Origin of the sequence: Vibrio superstes, from assembly GCF_003569005.1 — a bacterium.
Taxonomy (GTDB): Bacteria; Pseudomonadota; Gammaproteobacteria; order Enterobacterales; family Vibrionaceae; genus Vibrio; species Vibrio superstes.
Map to the genome: position 1 here is coordinate 2,837,765 of NZ_BCUR01000004.1, position 18,416 is coordinate 2,856,180.

The 18,416-nt window shown below is 46.5% G+C and carries 9 protein-coding genes, 6 tRNA genes and 4 rRNA genes; 6 read left to right on the top strand and 13 right to left on the bottom strand.

All coding sequences use genetic code 11. The annotated features are described in order from the left end of the window. Positions 1 to 125 precede the first annotated feature (125 nt). The 4 genes from D5I41_RS20910 to D5I41_RS20925 all read right to left on the bottom strand — a co-directional run bounded on the left by D5I41_RS20910 (position 126) and on the right by D5I41_RS20925 (position 670). Positions 126 to 201 (bottom strand) — tRNA-His (locus D5I41_RS20910). Between the two features lie 46 nt (positions 202 to 247). After that, positions 248 to 324 (bottom strand) — tRNA-Pro (locus D5I41_RS20915). 148 nt (positions 325 to 472) lie between these two features. Then, positions 473 to 548, bottom strand: a tRNA-His gene (locus D5I41_RS20920). 45 nt (positions 549 to 593) lie between these two features. After that, positions 594 to 670, bottom strand: a tRNA-Arg gene (locus D5I41_RS20925). A 288-nt stretch (positions 671 to 958) separates the two neighbouring features. On the opposite strand from D5I41_RS20925, the gene D5I41_RS20930 reads away from it, so the two are divergent. Then, positions 959 to 1,369, top strand: a complete 411-nt coding sequence (locus D5I41_RS20930; protein WP_102427437.1) for a c-type cytochrome — start codon at positions 959 to 961, stop codon at positions 1,367 to 1,369. Positions 1,370 to 1,476: 107 nt separating this feature from the next. Here the strand turns inward: D5I41_RS20930 and rep are convergent, their stop codons facing one another. Beyond that, complete coding sequence (gene rep / locus D5I41_RS20935; RefSeq protein WP_102451739.1) at positions 1,477 to 3,492, bottom strand: DNA helicase Rep; 2,016 nt, start codon at positions 3,490 to 3,492, stop codon at positions 1,477 to 1,479. 169 nt (positions 3,493 to 3,661) lie between these two features. On the opposite strand from rep, the gene D5I41_RS20940 reads away from it, so the two are divergent. The 4 genes from D5I41_RS20940 to ubiK all read left to right on the top strand — a co-directional run bounded on the left by D5I41_RS20940 (position 3,662) and on the right by ubiK (position 8,827). Next, positions 3,662 to 4,234 carry a TetR/AcrR family transcriptional regulator gene (locus tag D5I41_RS20940; protein WP_119011453.1) on the top strand — a complete coding sequence of 191 codons (573 nt, stop codon included), beginning with the start codon at positions 3,662 to 3,664 and terminating at the stop codon, positions 4,232 to 4,234. Between the two features lie 15 nt (positions 4,235 to 4,249). Next, complete coding sequence (locus D5I41_RS20945; protein ID WP_119011454.1) at positions 4,250 to 5,350, top strand: efflux RND transporter periplasmic adaptor subunit; 1,101 nt, start codon at positions 4,250 to 4,252, stop codon at positions 5,348 to 5,350. 10 nt (positions 5,351 to 5,360) lie between these two features. Continuing rightward, positions 5,361 to 8,432, top strand: coding sequence for a multidrug efflux RND transporter permease subunit (locus tag D5I41_RS20950; RefSeq protein WP_119011455.1), 3,072 nt, complete (start codon positions 5,361 to 5,363; stop codon positions 8,430 to 8,432). A 137-nt stretch (positions 8,433 to 8,569) separates the two neighbouring features. Next, entirely contained in the window at positions 8,570 to 8,827 is a 258-nt protein-coding gene (ubiK, locus tag D5I41_RS20955; protein WP_119011456.1) for a ubiquinone biosynthesis accessory factor UbiK, read from the top strand. A 97-nt stretch (positions 8,828 to 8,924) separates the two neighbouring features. Here ubiK and ilvC read toward each other — a convergent pair whose 3' ends face one another. Further along, a complete protein-coding gene (ilvC, locus tag D5I41_RS20960; RefSeq protein ID WP_017029528.1) occupies positions 8,925 to 10,409 on the bottom strand; it encodes a ketol-acid reductoisomerase in 1,485 nt (494 codons plus the stop codon). A gap of 139 nt (positions 10,410 to 10,548) precedes the next feature. Between ilvC and ilvY the strand changes: the two genes are divergently transcribed. After that, positions 10,549 to 11,436: an HTH-type transcriptional activator IlvY gene (ilvY, locus tag D5I41_RS20965; protein WP_119011457.1), complete on the top strand. Its 888-nt coding sequence runs from the start codon at positions 10,549 to 10,551 to the stop codon at positions 11,434 to 11,436. A 9-nt stretch (positions 11,437 to 11,445) separates the two neighbouring features. Here ilvY and D5I41_RS20970 read toward each other — a convergent pair whose 3' ends face one another. The 7 genes from D5I41_RS20970 to D5I41_RS21000 all read right to left on the bottom strand — a co-directional run bounded on the left by D5I41_RS20970 (position 11,446) and on the right by D5I41_RS21000 (position 18,068). Next, on the bottom strand, positions 11,446 to 12,108 hold the full coding sequence (locus tag D5I41_RS20970) for a hypothetical protein (RefSeq protein WP_235868956.1): 663 nt from the start codon (positions 12,106 to 12,108) through the stop codon (positions 11,446 to 11,448). A 509-nt stretch (positions 12,109 to 12,617) separates the two neighbouring features. Continuing rightward, positions 12,618 to 12,733: ribosomal RNA gene (gene rrf / locus D5I41_RS20975) — 5S ribosomal RNA — on the bottom strand. 43 nt (positions 12,734 to 12,776) lie between these two features. After that, positions 12,777 to 12,852, bottom strand: a tRNA-Thr gene (locus D5I41_RS20980). Positions 12,853 to 12,911: 59 nt separating this feature from the next. Then, positions 12,912 to 13,027, bottom strand: a 5S ribosomal RNA gene (gene rrf, locus D5I41_RS20985). 93 nt (positions 13,028 to 13,120) lie between these two features. Continuing rightward, positions 13,121 to 16,011 (bottom strand): 23S ribosomal RNA (locus D5I41_RS20990). Positions 16,012 to 16,363: 352 nt separating this feature from the next. Beyond that, positions 16,364 to 16,439: transfer RNA gene (locus D5I41_RS20995), tRNA-Ala, on the bottom strand. Positions 16,440 to 16,515: 76 nt separating this feature from the next. After that, positions 16,516 to 18,068: ribosomal RNA gene (locus D5I41_RS21000) — 16S ribosomal RNA — on the bottom strand. Together the 16S, 23S and 5S rRNA genes with 2 tRNA genes alongside form the textbook arrangement of a ribosomal RNA operon. Positions 18,069 to 18,416: the final 348 nt, after the last annotated feature.

An 18,416-nucleotide genomic window follows, 5' to 3' on the forward strand; every position in this document is an offset into this window, starting at 1 on the left:
TGAAGAGGGATTCGAACCCCCGACCCTCTGGTCCCAAACCAGATGCGCTACCAAGCTGCGCTATTCACCGACTTATGTTTCGTTCTGATTAAATCAAAACAGGGAACCGAGGTTACCTTAATCAATGGGGTGGCTAACGAGATTCGAACTCGCGACCACCGGAATCACAATCCAGGGCTCTACCAACTGAGCTATAGCCACCACTGATCTTTTGCTGCCATCGCATATTTGCCATGACCAATTGTAGTGGTCGGTGAAGAGGGATTCGAACCCCCGACCCTCTGGTCCCAAACCAGATGCGCTACCAAGCTGCGCTATTCACCGACAAATTTTAGAGAACTTCGTTTTTACCAGAGGGTTACCTCTAGTCCCGCTATTCTCAAAGGCAGGATGCACTATCAAACCGTGCGATTCACCGACTTATGTTTCGTTCTGATTAAATCAAAACAGGAAACCGAAGTTACCGAAATAATGGGGTGGCTAACGAGATTCGAACTCGCGACCACCGGAATCACAATCCAGGGCTCTACCAACTGAGCTATAGCCACCACTATTTTTTGCCAATACGCTGTTTCTGAAAACAAGCTTCCGGATGGTACGCCCGAAAGGATTCGAACCTTCGACCTTTGGCTCCGGAGGCCAACGCTCTATCCAGCTGAGCTACGGGCGCATGCCCTATCGGCGGAGTGGAATAATACGGATATCACACTTTGCCGTCTAGTACTTTTTCAGATTTTTTTTGTGTTTGCGCTTTTTTTCAACGAAAACGATCACTTACTGTAAGTTTCGAGATGTGATTTAACCCTCGCCCCAGTAAAGATATGGTTTAATGCAACAATCATAAGATATATAATCACTCAACATTTACAACACCTTAACAGTTAGTTGTTCCATTTTGTGCGAACTGCGTACAAATGTTCATCTGGTTGGCGCTTACTCAGGAATTAAAAGAGAGTTAATGGATATGTCTCGTAAACTTATTACCCTATTTACAGCCGCGCTTGTATTCTCCGGAGCTAGCTTCGCCTCTTCGAGCCAAGAAGATTATGACGCGATTGCCGAGCGAATTAAGCCAGTGGGCGATGTTTATCTTGCTGGAGCAGAACCAGAGCAAGAAGTTGCCTCAGGCCCTCGAGACGGCGCAACAATCTATGGAACCTTCTGTGTAGCCTGTCATGGTACAGGTGTGAGCGGTGCTCCTAAAATCAACGATGCTGCTGATTGGAGCGCACGTATTGCCCAAGGTAAAGAAACGATGGCAGATCACGCAATCAATGGATTCAACGCAATGCCTGCACGTGGTGCGTGTATGGATTGTAGCGATGATGAAATCATTGCCGCTATCGACCATATGATTGCCGACCTTTAAGGGTTTAACGACACAAGAAAAAAGATGGCCTAGGCCATCTTTTTTTAGTTCTTGGACAAGTTCTTGGACAAGTTCTTGGACAAATTCTTGTATAAGTCCTTAAACATCTATTTTTTGAACATCGCCCTTAGATTGGCAATATGGGCTTGCCCCTTCTCCATACGCTCTTCCTTGGTTTGTTCTTTCTTCTTCACTTCCCACTCTAAATCATCGAATGGAAGCTCATCTAAAAAGCGGCTTTGCGTTGGCTTGATAAGTTCACCGTACTGACGACGCTCTTTACATACCGTAAAGCTCAATTCTTTCTGTGCACGAGTAATGCCAACGTACATTAAGCGACGCTCTTCTTCGACGTTATCTTCATCGATGCTGGTTTGGTGCGGCAAGATCCCTTCTTCAGCCCCCATCAAATAAACATAGGGGAACTCTAGACCTTTAGATGCATGCAGTGTCATTAATTGAACCTGATCAGCCTCCGCGTCATCTTCACCACGTTCCATCATGTCTCGCAAAGTTAAACGCTGTACGACTTCTTTAAGGGTCTTCTCTTCTTTGTCGTAGTTGTCCCCTTCGAGATCAGCCACTATCCAAGTATAAAGGTCAGACACGTTCTTCATTCGCATTTCTGCGGCTTTTGGGCTCGCGGACGTTTCGTAGAGCCAGTCTTCATACTTGATATCACGTACTAGACTGCGAACCGCATCAACGGTATTACCGCGTTCAGCGTTATCACCTACCCTCACAAGCCATTCGGTAAAGCGGCGCAAACTTTCTAAGCCCTTACCTGTAAGAGTTTGTTCTAATCCAAGCTCAAACGATGCTTCAAATAAGCTCTTGCCGCGCATATTGGCATAGCTGCCTAGCTTTTCTAGAGTGACAGGGCCTATCTCTCTTCGCGGTGTATTCACAATACGCAAAAATGCATTATCGTCATCAGGGTTAACAAGCACCCTTAGGTAAGCCATCACGTCTTTGATCTCAGCTCTAGAAAAGAACGAGGTTCCCCCAGAAATGCGGTAAGGCACTCGGTTTTGCATCAGTGACTTTTCAATCAAACGCGATTGATGGTTGCCACGATAAAGGATGGCGTAATCTTTATAATGGGTTCGGTTGACAAACTTATGCGCAATTATCTCACCAGTAATTCTCTCTGCCTCATGGTCTTCATTTTTGGCCATGAGTACCTTGAGCTTTTCACCATCAGGTATCTCTGAGAAGAGTTTCTTCTCATATACGTGTGGGTTGTTTGCGATTAAGATATTTGCCGAGCGCAAGATTCGGCTAGTAGAGCGGTAGTTCTGCTCCAGTTTAATGAGCTTCAAGCTAGGGTAGTCTTCACCAAGTAACACCAAGTTTTGTGGCTTAGCACCGCGCCAAGAGTAAATAGACTGATCATCATCGCCCACCACCGTCAGTCGACCACGCTCACCAACCAACAGCTTAACCAGCTCATACTGGCTGGTGTTGGTATCTTGGTACTCATCCACTAGCAGGTAACGAATACGAGCTCTCCAACGCTCTCGCACTTCCTCGTTTTGCTTTAAAAGCAATACGGGCATCAGAATCAAATCATCAAAGTCTAAGGCGTTATAAGCCACCATCTGGCGCTGGTACATCTCAAAACAGTCGGCAAATAACGTATGTTGTTCACCCTGCGCCGAGGCTCGTGCTTGAGCCGGCGTCAACATGTCGTTCTTCCAGTTTGAAATGGTACTGACTAGCTGGCGAAGTAAATCTTTATCACCGTCTAGCAAATCTTCCGTAAGCTCTTTGAGCATTGAAAGCTGGTCTTGGTCATCAAAAAGAGAAAAACCCGCCTTTAGACCTAGTGCTTTGTATTCTCGGCGAATGATGTTGAGGCCTAGGGTATGGAACGTAGACACCATCAAGCCTTTTGACTCATTCTTACCTAAAGTTTGCCCGACACGCTCTTTCATCTCTCGTGCCGCTTTGTTGGTAAAGGTTACCGCTGCGATATTGCGCGCCTTATAACCACACTGCTGAACTAGATAGGCAATCTTATTGGTAATTACGCGAGTTTTACCTGAGCCTGCACCGGCCAACACCAGGCAAGGCCCTGACACAAATTTTACCGCTTGGTCTTGCTGTGGATTCAGTCTCATAACGCCACCGAGATACAAAAAGGGCTCTAATCATACTGTTCACCTTACTCATTTCCAATCGAATTTTCCTTTTCTAAATGCTTACCTATGCTTACAAATGGTTGCATTTTAATAATTGAACAATAAAATGAATGAACGTTCATTCATTTGAGTGGAGAATGTTACATCCATGACATCTAAAACCAAGCGCGAAGACATCTTAAAGGCTGCTGCGACTATTTTAGGTCGTGATGGTTTTAAGGGCCTTTCGATACAAAAGCTTGCGAAAGAAGCGAAGATGGCTGCAGGCACTGTTTACCTCTACTTCAAAGACAAGGATAGCGTGATTACAGAGGTGAGACTCTGGCTAACAAAGCAGGTTGCAGACATTATTCAGAAAGATGTGCTCCCTAATCAATCTCTTTATGAAAGGTACGTAACAATGTGCCACAACATATGGAGTATTGGGGGATCTCAACTAGGGTTATTACAAACTCAAATTCAATATGAATCATTGCCCTCGCCTTTGAGTATTGAGATTCGAAATCTAGAGAAAAAACTGTTTGATCGACTGCTCGGTGTCTTTGAAGAAGGCCGGCAGTCTGGAGAACTTAAAAATTTACCCGATTCGGTTTTATACAGCCTAAGTCTGGAAAGCTGCGTTGCGTTAACCCGCAAGCACTTTCAAAAAATAGAACCCATCGACAGCAAAACTTATCAACTGGCCATCCAAGCAAGCTGGGAAGCCATTACAACTAAATAACTGGAGAACCGTTCCATGAAAAAGTGGACACTAATTATGCTTATTATTGCTATCGCCCTGTTCGGTAGCGTGATTGGCTTCAATATCTTCAAGCAGCAGAAGATAGCGGAATACATGGCGAACCGCCCTGAGCCAGAGTATCCAGTTACCGTAATGACGGCCTCTGCAGAAGAATGGACACCAAGTATCGACGCAATTGGATTCATCGAACCACTGCAGGGGGTAACACTGACTGCAGAAGCAAGTGGCATTGTGACTAAGATTAACTTTGTCTCTGGACAGCAGGTTTCTAAGGGTGCCTCTTTGGTGCAGTTGGATTCAGATGTTGAAAAAGCGAACCTACAAAGTGCAGAGGCTCGATACCCAGCCTCGGTTGCAAAATATAAGCGTTACCAAGGTTTGATTAAGAAAGGGGCGATCTCGCAAGCAGATTTTGACGATGCAGAAGCCTCTTATCTATCATTGAAAGCCGATATTGCCGGTCTAAAAGCCACCATCGATCGTCGCGACGTGAATGCCCCCTTCGCAGGTGTGATTGGTATTCGTGGCGTCAACCTTGGTGAATACATGCAAGCGGGTAGCCGAATCGCACGCCTAGAAGACATCAGTGTTATGCGCATGCGCTTTACCGTTTCGCAAAACGATATCTCACGTATCAATATCGGTCAGGCGATACGTATCAAAGTCGACTCTTATCCTGGTAGCACTTTTGACGGCACCATTTCAGCGATAGAGCCCGCAATTAACTATCAAAGTGGTTTACTGCAAGTACAGGCTGAAATTCCAAATACTCAAGGTGAACTAAGATCAGGCATGTTTGCTCGTGCACAAATTGTGTTGCCGAAACTTCAAGATCAAGTCGTGCTACCTCAAGTGGCGATTACTTACACCCTATACGGTGATAGCGTATTCGTTCTCGATGAAGAAACTCATCGTGTGGCACAACGAGTCATTAAAGCCGGCGAGCGCGACCAAAACAACGTGCGAATCCTAGATGGCGTTAAGCCTGGTGAAGTGATCGTGACCTCAGGTCAAGTACGCCTGAGCAACGATTCCAAGGTAAAGATTGTGGAAAGTGATGCCGCGACTCCACCGACTGAACTTCCGATGCTGTAAGGGATAGACAATGCGATTTACAGACATTTTTATAAAGCGCCCAATACTTGCGGTCTCTATCAGTTTTTTGATAGCTCTGCTGGGTATGCAAGCCATCTTCAAGATGCAGGTGCGTGAATACCCTGAAATGACCAATACTGTCGTTACGGTATCAACCAGTTACTACGGTGCTAGTGCAGATCTGATCCAGGGCTTTATTACTCAGCCACTAGAGCAAGCCATTGCTCAGGCTGACAATATCGATTTCATGACGTCTCAATCGGTACTTGGTAGTTCAACCATTACTGTCACAATGAAGTTAAATACAGACCCGAATGCGGCGTTATCGGACATACTCGCTAAAACCAACTCGGTTCGTTCTCAGCTTCCTAAGGAGTCAGAGGATCCTACTGTAACCATGTCGACAGGTTCGACAACCGCGGTTATGTATATAGGCTTCACTAGTGATGAATTAGCTTCCAGTCAGATCACTGACTATCTTGAACGCGTTATTAATCCCCAGCTATTTACCGTTAATGGCGTATCCAAAATCGACCTTTACGGTGGTATGAAATACGCACTACGTGTATGGCTAGACCCTGAAAAAATGGCAGGCTTGCAACTCACCGCAACTGACGTGATGGGTGTATTGGATGCCAATAACTTCCAGTCCGCAACCGGTCAGGCAACAGGCGCTTTGGTTCTTTACAATGGTAGTGCCAACACTCAGGTTGCTAATGTTGAAGAGCTAAAAAATCTTGTTGTTAAACAAGATGACGGTCAGGTTGTACGCCTTAGCGATATTGCTAAAGTAACCCGAGAGAAGAGTCACGATATCTATCGTGCAAGTGCTAATGGTCAAGAGGCGGTTGTAGCCGCAATCAACGGCGCGCCAAGTGCTAACCCTATTAACATCGCAGCTGATGTTCTCAAGCTTTTGCCACAGCTAGAAAAGAACCTGCCAACCAACATTAAAATGCAGGTGATGTATGACTCCACCGTCGCGATCAATGAGTCAATTCAAGAGGTAGCAAAAACCATTCTTGAGGCCGCTCTGATTGTATTAGTCGTTATCACCTTATTCTTGGGCTCCTACCGTGCGGTACTGATCCCTATCGTGACCATCCCGCTATCACTGATTGGTGTAGCTATGTTCATGCAAGCATTAGGGTTTTCTTGGAACTTGATGACCTTGCTCGCAATGGTATTAGCTATTGGCTTGGTGGTGGATGATGCCATCGTTGTACTGGAGAACGTCGACCGGCATATTAAGCTGGGAGAAACACCGTTTAGGGCCGCAATTATCGGTACGCGAGAGATTGCTATTCCAGTTATTGCAATGACACTGACACTGGGTGCGGTTTACGCCCCTATTGCCTTGATGGGCGGTATTACTGGCTCGTTATTCAAGGAATTTGCGCTCACCCTTGCGGGCGCGGTATTTGTATCCGGGATCATAGCGTTAACGCTCAGTCCTATGATGTGTGCAACCTTCCTTAAACAGAACGAGGAACCAAATCGCTTTGAGCAATTTGTTCATAACAAATTAGATGCTCTTAGTGAGTCTTATGCATCTGCACTCGGTTCAGTAATGCAACACCGAGGCGTTGTGATTGCCTTTGCATTGATTGTATTCGGTAGCTTGCCATTGCTGTTCAAGTTTATTCCAAGTGAATTGGCACCGTCGGAAGATAAGGGTGTTGTGATGATGATGGGTACTGGTCCATCAAATGCGAACCTAGATTATCTGCAAAACACCATGAACCATGTGAATGAACTCCTCAACGAACAACCAGAGGTGGCATACGCACAGATCTTTACAGGTGTACCTAACTCCAATCAAGCATTTGGTATTGCGTCTTTGAAACCATGGAGCCAGCGTGAAGCTAGCCAATCAGAGATCACTAACCGCGTTTCTGGTTTAATCGCAGACGTACCTGGTATGGCAATCACTGCATTCCAAATGCCAGAACTTCCGGGTGCAGGCTCAGGCCTTCCGATTCAGTTTGTTATCACTACACCAAACAGCTTTGAGAGTTTGTTCCAGATAGCAACCAACACACTTGCTGAAGTAAATGCAAACCCACAATTTGTCTATTCAGATCTCGACCTGAACTACGATTCAGCCACTATGAAGATCACCATAGATAAAGACAAAGCGGGTGCTTATGGCATTACCATGCAAGATATCGGTATAACCCTAAGTACTATGATGGCTGATGGCTACGTAAACCGTATCGATTTGTATGGCCGTTCGTATGAGGTTATCCCACAGGTGGAGCGTAAGTTCCGAATGAATCCTGAGTCGATGAACAACTATTATGTACGTTCATCTACGGGCGATTCAGTGCCACTAGGCAGTTTAATATCTATTGATGTTATACCTCAGCCTAGGTCTCTGCCTCACTTTAACCAGCTGAACTCAGCAACTGTGGGGGTGGTTCCAGCTCCTGGTGTGGCTATGGGTGATGCCATCGCATGGTTTGAAACGACTGCAGCTGAAAAACTACCGAGTGGATACAACCATGACTATATGGGTGAATCTCGTCAGTTTGTGACCGAAGGAAGTGCGTTATACACGACCTTCTTGTTGGCAATCGCTATCATCTTCTTGGTACTGGCAATACAGTTTGAGTCGTTACGTGACCCACTGGTAATCATGGTATCCGTACCCCTCGCCATCAGTGGCGCTTTAGTGGCGTTGGCTTGGGGTCTATCAACGATGAACATCTATTCCCAGGTAGGATTGATCACACTGGTTGGCCTGATTACCAAACACGGTATCTTGATCTGTGAGGTGGCAAAAGAAGAACAATTGCACCATCAACGCAATCGTGTTGATGCGGTAATGGCTGCGGCTAAGGTACGTCTGAGACCAATCCTAATGACCACTGCGGCGATGATTGCAGGTTTGATACCTCTAATGTATGCAACAGGTGCAGGTGCTGCACAGCGCTTTAGTATAGGTATCGTAATTGTTGCCGGTCTTGCTATTGGTACCGTGTTTACCTTGTTTGTACTACCGGTAATCTACAGCTTCCTTGCTTCCGAGCATAAACCGCTGCCTGAGTTTGATGAAAGCGAGGTCGTTGAATCAAGCTAATCTAGGGTAATTAACGTAAAAGGGCTCAGAAGTGAGCCCTTTTTTATATCAAAAACAAATATCTGTCTCGATATTGTTTGCGACAAAAGACGATGAATTGCTTAGAATATAACAAACGATTTTGGAGAAACGCCCCTATGTTCGACCCTAAAAAACTAGAGCAGATTGCAAAGCAAATTCATGAATCTATGCCTCAGCCAGTGAAAGACCTAGGCACTGACGTTGATCAAAAAGTCCGTCAAGTCATTCAATCTCAGCTGAACAAGCTAGATGTGATCAGTCGTGAAGAGTTCGAGGTGCAAACTCAAGTGTTACTGCGCACTCGTCAAAAGCTAAACGAGATGGAAAAGAAGATGGCCGTTCTAGAAGAGAAGCTTTCTACTAAAGGCGAATAGCCCTCTCTCGTAAAAACAAAAAGGCTTGGTATTTTCATACCAAGCCTTTTTAGTTTAAGAGTACCGCCGAACTCATCGGAGGACTTTTAACTAGCGATTAGCCACCAACAGCAATGCGCTTCATGTCAGTCATGTAGCCACGTAGTTCTTCACCTACGTACTCAACTGGGTGGTTACGAATTGCTTCATTCACTTCGATTAGACGTTGGTTATCAGCAAAGTTAGACGCTTCACCTAGGCCTTTACCGATAACATCAGTTGCTACTGATGGCATGAACTTCTCACGTAGAAGTGGTGTTGCTACGTTTGCGAATAGGTAGTTACCGTACTCAGCTGTATCAGAGATAACAACGTTCATCTCGTAAAGACGCTTACGTGCAACAGTGTTCGCGATTAGCGGAAGCTCGTGCAGTGATTCATAGTAAGCAGACTCATCGATAATGCCAGAAGCTGTCATTGCCTCAAACGCAAGCTCAACACCAGCACGAACCATAGCGATCATTAGGATGCCGTTATCGAAGTACTCTTGCTCAGAGATCTCTACATCTGACTCAGGATAGTTTTCGAAATCAGTTTCGCCTGTCTCTTCACGCCACTTGAATAGGTTAACGTCGTCGTTTGACCAGTCAGCCATCATAGTACGAGAGAATTCGCCTTGGATGATGTCATCCATGTGCTTGTTGTAAAGCGGGCGCATAAGATCTTTAAGCTCTTCAGAAAGGTCAAAAGCGCGGATCTTAGCAGGGTTTGATAGACGGTCCATCATATGAGTGATGCCACCGAATTTCAGTGCTTCAGTGATAGTTTCCCAACCGTACTGAAGAAGCTTTCCTGCGTAACCAGCATCAATGCCGTCAGCAATCATCTTCTCATAACATACGATAGAACCAGCTTGTAGCATGCCACAAAGGATAGTTTGCTCACCCATTAGGTCAGACTTAACCTCAGCAACAAAAGAAGACTCTAGACAGCCCGCGCGGTGACCACCAGTACCTGCAGCCCAAGCTTTAGCGATATCCCAGCCTTCGCCTTTAGGGTCGTTTTCTGGGTGAACAGCGATCAGTGTTGGAACGCCGAAACCACGCTTGTACTCTTCACGAACCTCAGTACCTGGGCACTTAGGTGCAACCATGACTACTGTAAGATCTTCACGAATCTGCATGCCTTCTTCAACAACGTTAAAGCCGTGAGAATAACCTAATGCAGCGCCTTGCTTCATTAGTGGCATAACTGTCTCAACAACATTGCTGTGTTGCTTGTCTGGAGTCAGGTTAACAACTAGGTCTGCTTGAGGAATAAGAGTCTCGTAACTACCTACTTCAAAGCCATTCTCTTTCGCGTTTTTGAAAGATTGGCGTTGCTCATCAATGGCAGCTTGGCGTAATGCATAAGATACATCTAGGCCAGAATCGCGCATGTTCAAGCCTTGGTTTAGGCCTTGAGCACCACAACCTACGATAACCACTTTCTTACCTTTTAGGTAATCAGCTTCTGTAGCAAATTCAGAACGGTCCATAAAACGGCAACGACCCAATTGGTCCAATTGCTCACGTAGGTTTAGCGTGTTGAAATAGTTAGCCATGACGGGCTCTCCTTAAAAATTCTTTCCATAGTTCGGCTTTATTTGCCGATTGAGTTCATACTAATTCAGGTTGAAAGTTGCTTAAAGTGATATATTCACAACTAATCATTGCAAATTATGCAACAAGAAGATTACTCAAATGAACATCAAAAGCCTACAGATTTTTCTACATCTTTCTGAAAGTAAGAACTTCAGCAAGACTGCGTCCGCAATGCACATGAGCCCATCGGCATTAAGCCGTCAAATAAAGCGCTTAGAACAAGAAGCGGAGCAGATTCTATTCATTAGAGACAATAGAAGTGTTGAGTTAACCACCGCAGGCAAAGAACTGCTCCCTGTTGCGCATAATATTGTGAATCAATGGCAAACCTTTACCCTGAATTTTTCAGATCATAAGGATGTATTAAAGGGTGAAATACGACTATTTTGCTCCGTAACAGCAAGCTACAGCCACTTGCCTCGCTTACTGTCAGAGTTTCGTTTATTGCATCCATTAATCGAATATAAGCTCAGTACAGGTGACCCTGCACAAGCAATCGAAAAGGTATTAAATGATGAAGCGGATATCGCCATTTCTGCAGAAAGTGACCAATTACCTTCAAGGGTTGCCTTTGAAAACATCAGCGAGATTTCCTTGTCTGTTATTGCTCCTAAGGGAGTAGCCAATATAGAAAGCATGCTCACAGAGCCTATTAACTGGAATGAAATTCCCTTTATTATCCCTTCAGAGGGCACCGCTCGGGATCGCTGCAATACCTGGTTTAAGCGAAGCAAGATTAAACCTAACATCTATGCGCAGGTTGCAGGACATGAGGCGATCGTTAGTATGGTCGCGTTAGGCTGTGGTATTGGAATCGCACCGGATGTGGTTATTAATAATAGCCCAGTAAAAGATCACATCCAAAAGCTCGACGTAGAGCCTGTCAAACCCTTTAAACTTGGTGTTTGTTGTAAGCGTTCCCAGCTCAACAACCCTCTAATAAAGGCTCTATGGAGCGTGGCAGAAGCAAATTATATTGCTAGCTGATGCTTCTATTTAAAAGGCCATTTTGTATTCTAAATAGCCTTCACCATCAAAATCAGTATTGCTGTTTAGTGCCTTACTTTTGATTTCAGAGCCGTTGTAACCAAGGCGAATTTGATGGTTTTTATATTGATAACTAATGAAAGTATCAACATAGATGCTTTCATAATCCGATTCACCTAAAGTATAAAATGGGTCAACACCCAGTGCAAAACCCGACCCGAGCTTAAATCGGTTATAAAATCCAACGGTTCCAGTAGCGATCCATTCGTCTTCAATGACCTCTATGGAACCTAAAGTGGCAATGGGGTAAATGGTCCAAACCTCTCCAACCTTTAGAGTTGATACAGCGCCAATGCTAGCAGAAGTGCCAAAGTCATTCTCCAATTGTAACGTTGATTCGGCATAAACACCGATACCTTGCCATAAGTCCATATGGGCATAACGCACGTTAACCGCATCCATACCTTGCTTAGACTCTACAGCTAACATGTTCTTACCCCATGCAAACCCTGCAGAGAGGTCAAAGTCTCCATTAGTATATAAATGCGCTCCAACACTAGAGTAAACGGCGGTTGGATCCGCCATGTCGACCGACTTGGATTGATTAGCGTTAGGCTGAGCAAAAGTAATCGCTGGAACAAGATACAAGCAAGCTAGCAAAAAACGATTCATAGAGCCTCTCTTAACCAGAAGAGAGGCAAATTTACCCTAACCCTCTCTCGACTCCCAATGAAAGAGGAACATAGCTGATATGCAATAGAAGAATTTCTACCGTTATAATCCGCGTTTAAAAGCACCTCCCAATGACGAGGCTTTTGAATGCAAACCTGGCGATGTCCTACTCCCACATGGGCGGTGCGACGTCTCGCAAACTCACTCTACTAATTTTCAATAGCTAAAACGAAAACACCCCAGCCAAGTGGCTGGGGTGTATAAATTAGAACCTGGCGATGTCCTACTCTCACATGGGCGGTGCGACGTCTCGCAAACTCACTCTACTAATTTTCAATAGCTAAAACGAAAACACCCCAACCGAGTGGCTGGGGTGTATAAATTAGAACCTGGCGATGTCCTACTCTCACATGGGCGGTGCGACGTTTCGCAAACACACTCTAGCTTTCTAAGTTTGCAGGCTTCAGATACGACAAAGCCCCGTCTTATGACGAGGCTTTTGAATGCAAACCTGGCGATGTCCTACTCTCACATGGGGAAACCCCACACTACCATCGGCGCTATTATGTTTCACTTCTGAGTTCGGCATGGAATCAGGTGGGTCCACAATGCTATGGTCGCCAAGCAAATTTTGTGTGCAATCAGATTAATAATCTAATAGCAAAATATGGTGCTAGTACCCAGAGTCGAACTGGGGACCTCACCCTTACCAAGGGTGCGCTCTACCAACTGAGCCATACCAGCAATTTGTCGTCTAGAGAGACGAAAAAACCCGCTTCAAAAGCGGGTTATTCAAAATTAAAGCCTGGCGATGTCCTACTCTCACATGGGGAAACCCCACACTACCATCGGCGCTATTATGTTTCACTTCTGAGTTCGGCATGGAATCAGGTGGGTCCACAATGCTATGGTCGCCAAGCAAATTTTAAAATTCGGAAAGCTAATATTTAAAAGTTCGTATACACATTCAATCTGTTCTTACTTTGAGTCCACAAAACCCCTTGGGTGTTGTATGGTTAAGCCTCACGGGCAATTAGTACAGGTTAGCTCAATGCCTCGCAGCACTTACACACCCTGCCTATCAACGTTCTAGTCTTGAACAACCCTTTAGGACACTTAAAGTGCCAGGGAAGACTCATCTCAGGGCTCGCTTCCCGCTTAGATGCTTTCAGCGGTTATCGATTCCGAACTTAGCTACCGGGCAATGCCATTGGCATGACAACCCGAACACCAGAGGTTCGTCCACTCCGGTCCTCTCGTACTAGGAGCAGCCCCCTTCAATCTTCCAACGCCCACGGCAGATAGGGACCGAACTGTCTCACGACGTTCTAAACCCAGCTCGCGTACCACTTTAAATGGCGAACAGCCATACCCTTGGGACCGACTTCAGCCCCAGGATGTGATGAGCCGACATCGAGGTGCCAAACACCGCCGTCGATATGAACTCTTGGGCGGTATCAGCCTGTTATCCCCGGAGTACCTTTTATCCGTTGAGCGATGGCCCTTCCATTCAGAACCACCGGATCACTATGACCTGCTTTCGCACCTGCTCGAATTGTCATTCTCGCAGTCAAGCGGGCTTATGCCATTGCACTAACCACACGATGTCCAACCGTGTTTAGCCCACCTTCGTGCTCCTCCGTTACTCTTTGGGAGGAGACCGCCCCAGTCAAACTACCCACCAGGCACTGTCCGCAATCCCGATAAGGGACCGACGTTAGAACATCAAGCATACAAGGGTGGTATTTCAAGGACGGCTCCAACGATACTAGCGTACCGTCTTCAAAGCCTCCCACCTATCCTACACATGTAGGGTCAATGTTCAGTGCCAAGCTGTAGTAAAGGTTCACGGGGTCTTTCCGTCTAGCCGCGGGTACACTGCATCTTCACAGCGATTTCAATTTCACTGAGTCTCGGGTGGAGACAGCGTGGCCATCATTACGCCATTCGTGCAGGTCGGAACTTACCCGACAAGGAATTTCGCTACCTTAGGACCGTTATAGTTACGGCCGCCGTTTACCGGGGCTTCGATCAAGAGCTTCGACCGAAGTCTAACCCCATCAATTAACCTTCCGGCACCGGGCAGGCGTCACACCGTATACGTCATCTTACGATTTTGCACAGTGCTGTGTTTTTAATAAACAGTTGCAGCCACCTGGTATCTGCGACTCCTAGTAGCTCCATCCGCAAGGGACTTCACCGCCAAGAGCGTACCTTCTCCCGAAGTTACGGTACCATTTTGCCTAGTTCCTTCACCCGAGTTCTCTCAAGCGCCTTGGTATTCTCTACCCGACCACCTGTGTCGGTTTGGGGTACGATTTCTTATAATCTGAAGCTTAGAGGCTTTTCCTGGAAGCATGGCATCAATGACTTCACTGCACGTAGCAGCTCGACATCGTATCTCAGCGTTAATGAAAGTCCGGATTTACCTAAACTTTCCGCCTACATACTTGAACCTGGACAACCATCGCCAGGCCCACCTAGCCTTCTCCGTCCCCCCATCGCAATTATAAGAAGTACGGGAATATTAACCCGTTTCCCATCGACTACGCCTTTCGGCCTCGCCTTAGGGGTCGACTTACCCTGCCCCGATTAACGTTGGACAGGAACCCTTGGTCTTCCGGCGAGGGGGTTTTTCACCCCCTTTATCGTTACTCATGTCAGCATTCGCACTTCTGATACGTCCAGCAGCCCTTACAGACCACCTTCAACCGCTTACAGAACGCTCCCCTACCCCGCATACAAAAGTATGCAGCCGCAGCTTCGGTGTATAGCTTAGCCCCGTTACATCTTCCGCGCAGGCCGACTCGACCAGTGAGCTATTACGCTTTCTTTAAATGATGGCTGCTTCTAAGCCAACATCCTGGCTGTCTGAGCCTTCCCACATCGTTTCCCACTTAGCTATACTTTGGGACCTTAGCTGGCGGTCTGGGTTGTTTCCCTCTCCACGACGGACGTTAGCACCCGCCGTGTGTCTCCCGGATAGTACTCAATGGTATTCGGAGTTTGCAAAGGGTTGGTAAGTCGGGATGACCCCCTAGCCTTAACAGTGCTCTACCCCCATTGGTATTCGTCCGAGGCGCTACCTAAATAGCTTTCGGGGAGAACCAGCTATCTCCAGGTTTGATTGGCCTTTCACCCCTAGCCACAAGTCATCCGCTAATTTTTCAACATTAGTCGGTTCGGTCCTCCAGTTGATGTTACTCAACCTTCAACCTGCCCATGGCTAGATCACCTGGTTTCGGGTCTAATTCTAGCAACTCGACGCCCAGTTAAGACTCGGTTTCCCTACGGCTCCCCTATACGGTTAACCTTGCTACTAAAATTAAGTCGCTGACCCATTATACAAAAGGTACGCAGTCACGCTTCGAGGCGCTCCTACTGCTTGTACGTACACGGTTTCAGGTTCTATTTCACTCCCCTCACAGGGGTTCTTTTCGCCTTTCCCTCACGGTACTGGTTCACTATCGGTCAGTCAGTAGTATTTAGCCTTGGAGGATGGTCCCCCCATGTTCAAACAGGATATCACGTGTCCCGCCTTACTCGTTTTCACTTAAAATGCGTTGTCGGTTACGGGGCTATCACCCTTTACTGCGAGACTTTCCAGACTCTTCACCTGACGCATTAAAAGCTTAAGGGCTAATCCAATTTCGCTCGCCGCTACTTTCGGAATCTCGGTTGATTTCTCTTCCTTCGGGTACTTAGATGTTTCAGTTCCCCGAGTTTGCCTCGTTATGCTATGTATTCACATAACGATACGTGCTTATGCACGTGGGTTTCCCCATTCAGAAATCCCAGACTCAAATGGTTATTACTACCTAATCTGGGCTTATCGCAAGTTATTACGTCTTTCATCGCCTCTGACTGCCAAGGCATCCACCGTGTACGCTTAGTCACTTAACCATACAACCCCAAAGGGTCTTGCTTACGCAATGCAGTTGCTACGCTGCAGTATGACGCTTCCAAGGTGCGTTATCTCTTTATTATGAGCGAGATAACATTCGATTTTGCCGGACTCAAATTTGAATGCACTCTGGCAAGAGTACATTCCCAAGAACACTTGAATGTGTGTTGGTACCTAACATCTATAAATAGACACTAGGATTTGAGAACTTTTAAATTTGAATAGTATTAATCAAATACTATTCGTCAGCTTTCCAAATTGTTAAAGAGCAAGTTTGTTTCCTATAAAGGAAAAAACCATTTTTAAATATTCTCTATTCTTTCTAGAGAAAAGAACAAAAACACTTAAAGATGGTGGAGCTATGCGGGATCGAACCGCAGACCTCCTCGCTGCCAGCGAGGCGCTCTCCCAGCTGAGCTATAGCCCCATCTGGAAGTCTTTCCTGCTCTAACTTTCTAAACCGTATCAATCTGTGTGGACACTCATCGTGAGTAATCATCGTATAAGGAGGTGATCCAGCCCCAGGTTCCCCTAGGGCTACCTTGTTACGACTTCACCCCAGTCATGAACCACAAAGTGGTGAGCGTCCTCCCGAAGGTTAAACTACCCACTTCTTTTGCAGCCCACTCCCATGGTGTGACGGGCGGTGTGTACAAGGCCCGGGAACGTATTCACCGTGACATTCTGATTCACGATTACTAGCGATTCCGACTTCATGGAGTCGAGTTGCAGACTCCAATCCGGACTACGACGCACTTTTTGGGATTCGCTCACCATCGCTGGTTGGCCGCCCTCTGTATGCGCCATTGTAGCACGTGTGTAGCCCTACTCGTAAGGGCCATGATGACTTGACGTCGTCCCCACCTTCCTCCGGTTTATCACCGGCAGTCTCCCTGGAGTTCCCACCATTACGTGCTGGCAAACAAGGATAAGGGTTGCGCTCGTTGCGGGACTTAACCCAACATTTCACAACACGAGCTGACGACAGCCATGCAGCACCTGTCTCAGAGTTCCCGAAGGCACTAAGCTATCTCTAGCGAATTCTCTGGATGTCAAGAGTAGGTAAGGTTCTTCGCGTTGCATCGAATTAAACCACATGCTCCACCGCTTGTGCGGGCCCCCGTCAATTCATTTGAGTTTTAATCTTGCGACCGTACTCCCCAGGCGGTCTACTTAACGCGTTAGCTCCGAAAGCCACGGCTCAAGGCCACAACCTCCAAGTAGACATCGTTTACGGCGTGGACTACCAGGGTATCTAATCCTGTTTGCTCCCCACGCTTTCGCATCTGAGTGTCAGTATCTGTCCAGGGGGCCGCCTTCGCCACTGGTATTCCTTCAGATCTCTACGCATTTCACCGCTACACCTGAAATTCTACCCCCCTCTACAGTACTCTAGCCTGCCAGTTTCAAATGCGGTTCCGAGGTTGAGCCCCGGGCTTTCACATCTGACTTAGCAAACCACCTGCATGCGCTTTACGCCCAGTAATTCCGATTAACGCTCGCACCCTCCGTATTACCGCGGCTGCTGGCACGGAGTTAGCCGGTGCTTCTTCTGTCGCTAACGTCAAACGCTGAAGCTATTAACTTCAACGCCTTCCTCACGACTGAAAGTACTTTACAACCCGAAGGCCTTCTTCATACACGCGGCATGGCTGCATCAGGCTTGCGCCCATTGTGCAATATTCCCCACTGCTGCCTCCCGTAGGAGTCTGGACCGTGTCTCAGTTCCAGTGTGGCTGATCATCCTCTCAGACCAGCTAGGGATCGTCGCCTTGGTGAGCCATTACCTCACCAACTAGCTAATCCCACCTGGGCATATCCTGAAGCGAGAGGCCCGAAGGTCCCCCTCTTTGGTCCGTAGACGTTATGCGGTATTAGCCATCGTTTCCAATGGTTATCCCCCACATCAGGGCAATTTCCCAGGCATTACTCACCCGTCCGCCGCTCGACGCCTAATTCGTTCCCCGAAGGTTCAGAATCATCGTTTCCGCTCGACTTGCATGTGTTAGGCCTGCCGCCAGCGTTCAATCTGAGCCATGATCAAACTCTTCAATTAAAGTTTTTTGGTCTTGCGACCGGCTCAATGAATACTGACTTCAAAACTAAATATTTATGTAAACATAAACATGTAATCTTAAAGCTATTGCCGTTCCAACAGAACGACAATGAATTGACTGTGCCAATGATTAAAAATCATTGTATTGGTCACTCAGTTCATTGATAAATCTTTTCGATTATCATCAACGAGTGCCCACACAGATTGATAGGTTTAAATTGTTAAAGAGCGTTGCTTATCGACGATTCCTTTTGTGAGGAGTCTCTCAAAGCGGACGGCCATTCTAGCGATTTGAACCTCAGTGTCAAACACTTTTTGAATTTAATTTTCTAAGAGAAGTTAAACTCA

Coding starts and splice junctions, on each gene's coding strand:
- D5I41_RS20930 (WP_102427437.1), top strand. CDS start 959: ATGGATATGTCTCGTAAACTTATTACCCTATTTACAGCCGCGCTTGTA.
- rep (WP_102451739.1), bottom strand. CDS start 3,492: ATGAGACTGAATCCACAGCAAGACCAAGCGGTAAAATTTGTGTCAGGG.
- D5I41_RS20940 (WP_119011453.1), top strand. CDS start 3,662: ATGACATCTAAAACCAAGCGCGAAGACATCTTAAAGGCTGCTGCGACT.
- D5I41_RS20945 (WP_119011454.1), top strand. CDS start 4,250: ATGAAAAAGTGGACACTAATTATGCTTATTATTGCTATCGCCCTGTTC.
- D5I41_RS20950 (WP_119011455.1), top strand. CDS start 5,361: ATGCGATTTACAGACATTTTTATAAAGCGCCCAATACTTGCGGTCTCT.
- ubiK (WP_119011456.1), top strand. CDS start 8,570: ATGTTCGACCCTAAAAAACTAGAGCAGATTGCAAAGCAAATTCATGAA.
- ilvC (WP_017029528.1), bottom strand. CDS start 10,409: ATGGCTAACTATTTCAACACGCTAAACCTACGTGAGCAATTGGACCAA.
- ilvY (WP_119011457.1), top strand. CDS start 10,549: ATGAACATCAAAAGCCTACAGATTTTTCTACATCTTTCTGAAAGTAAG.
- D5I41_RS20970 (WP_235868956.1), bottom strand. CDS start 12,108: ATGAATCGTTTTTTGCTAGCTTGCTTGTATCTTGTTCCAGCGATTACT.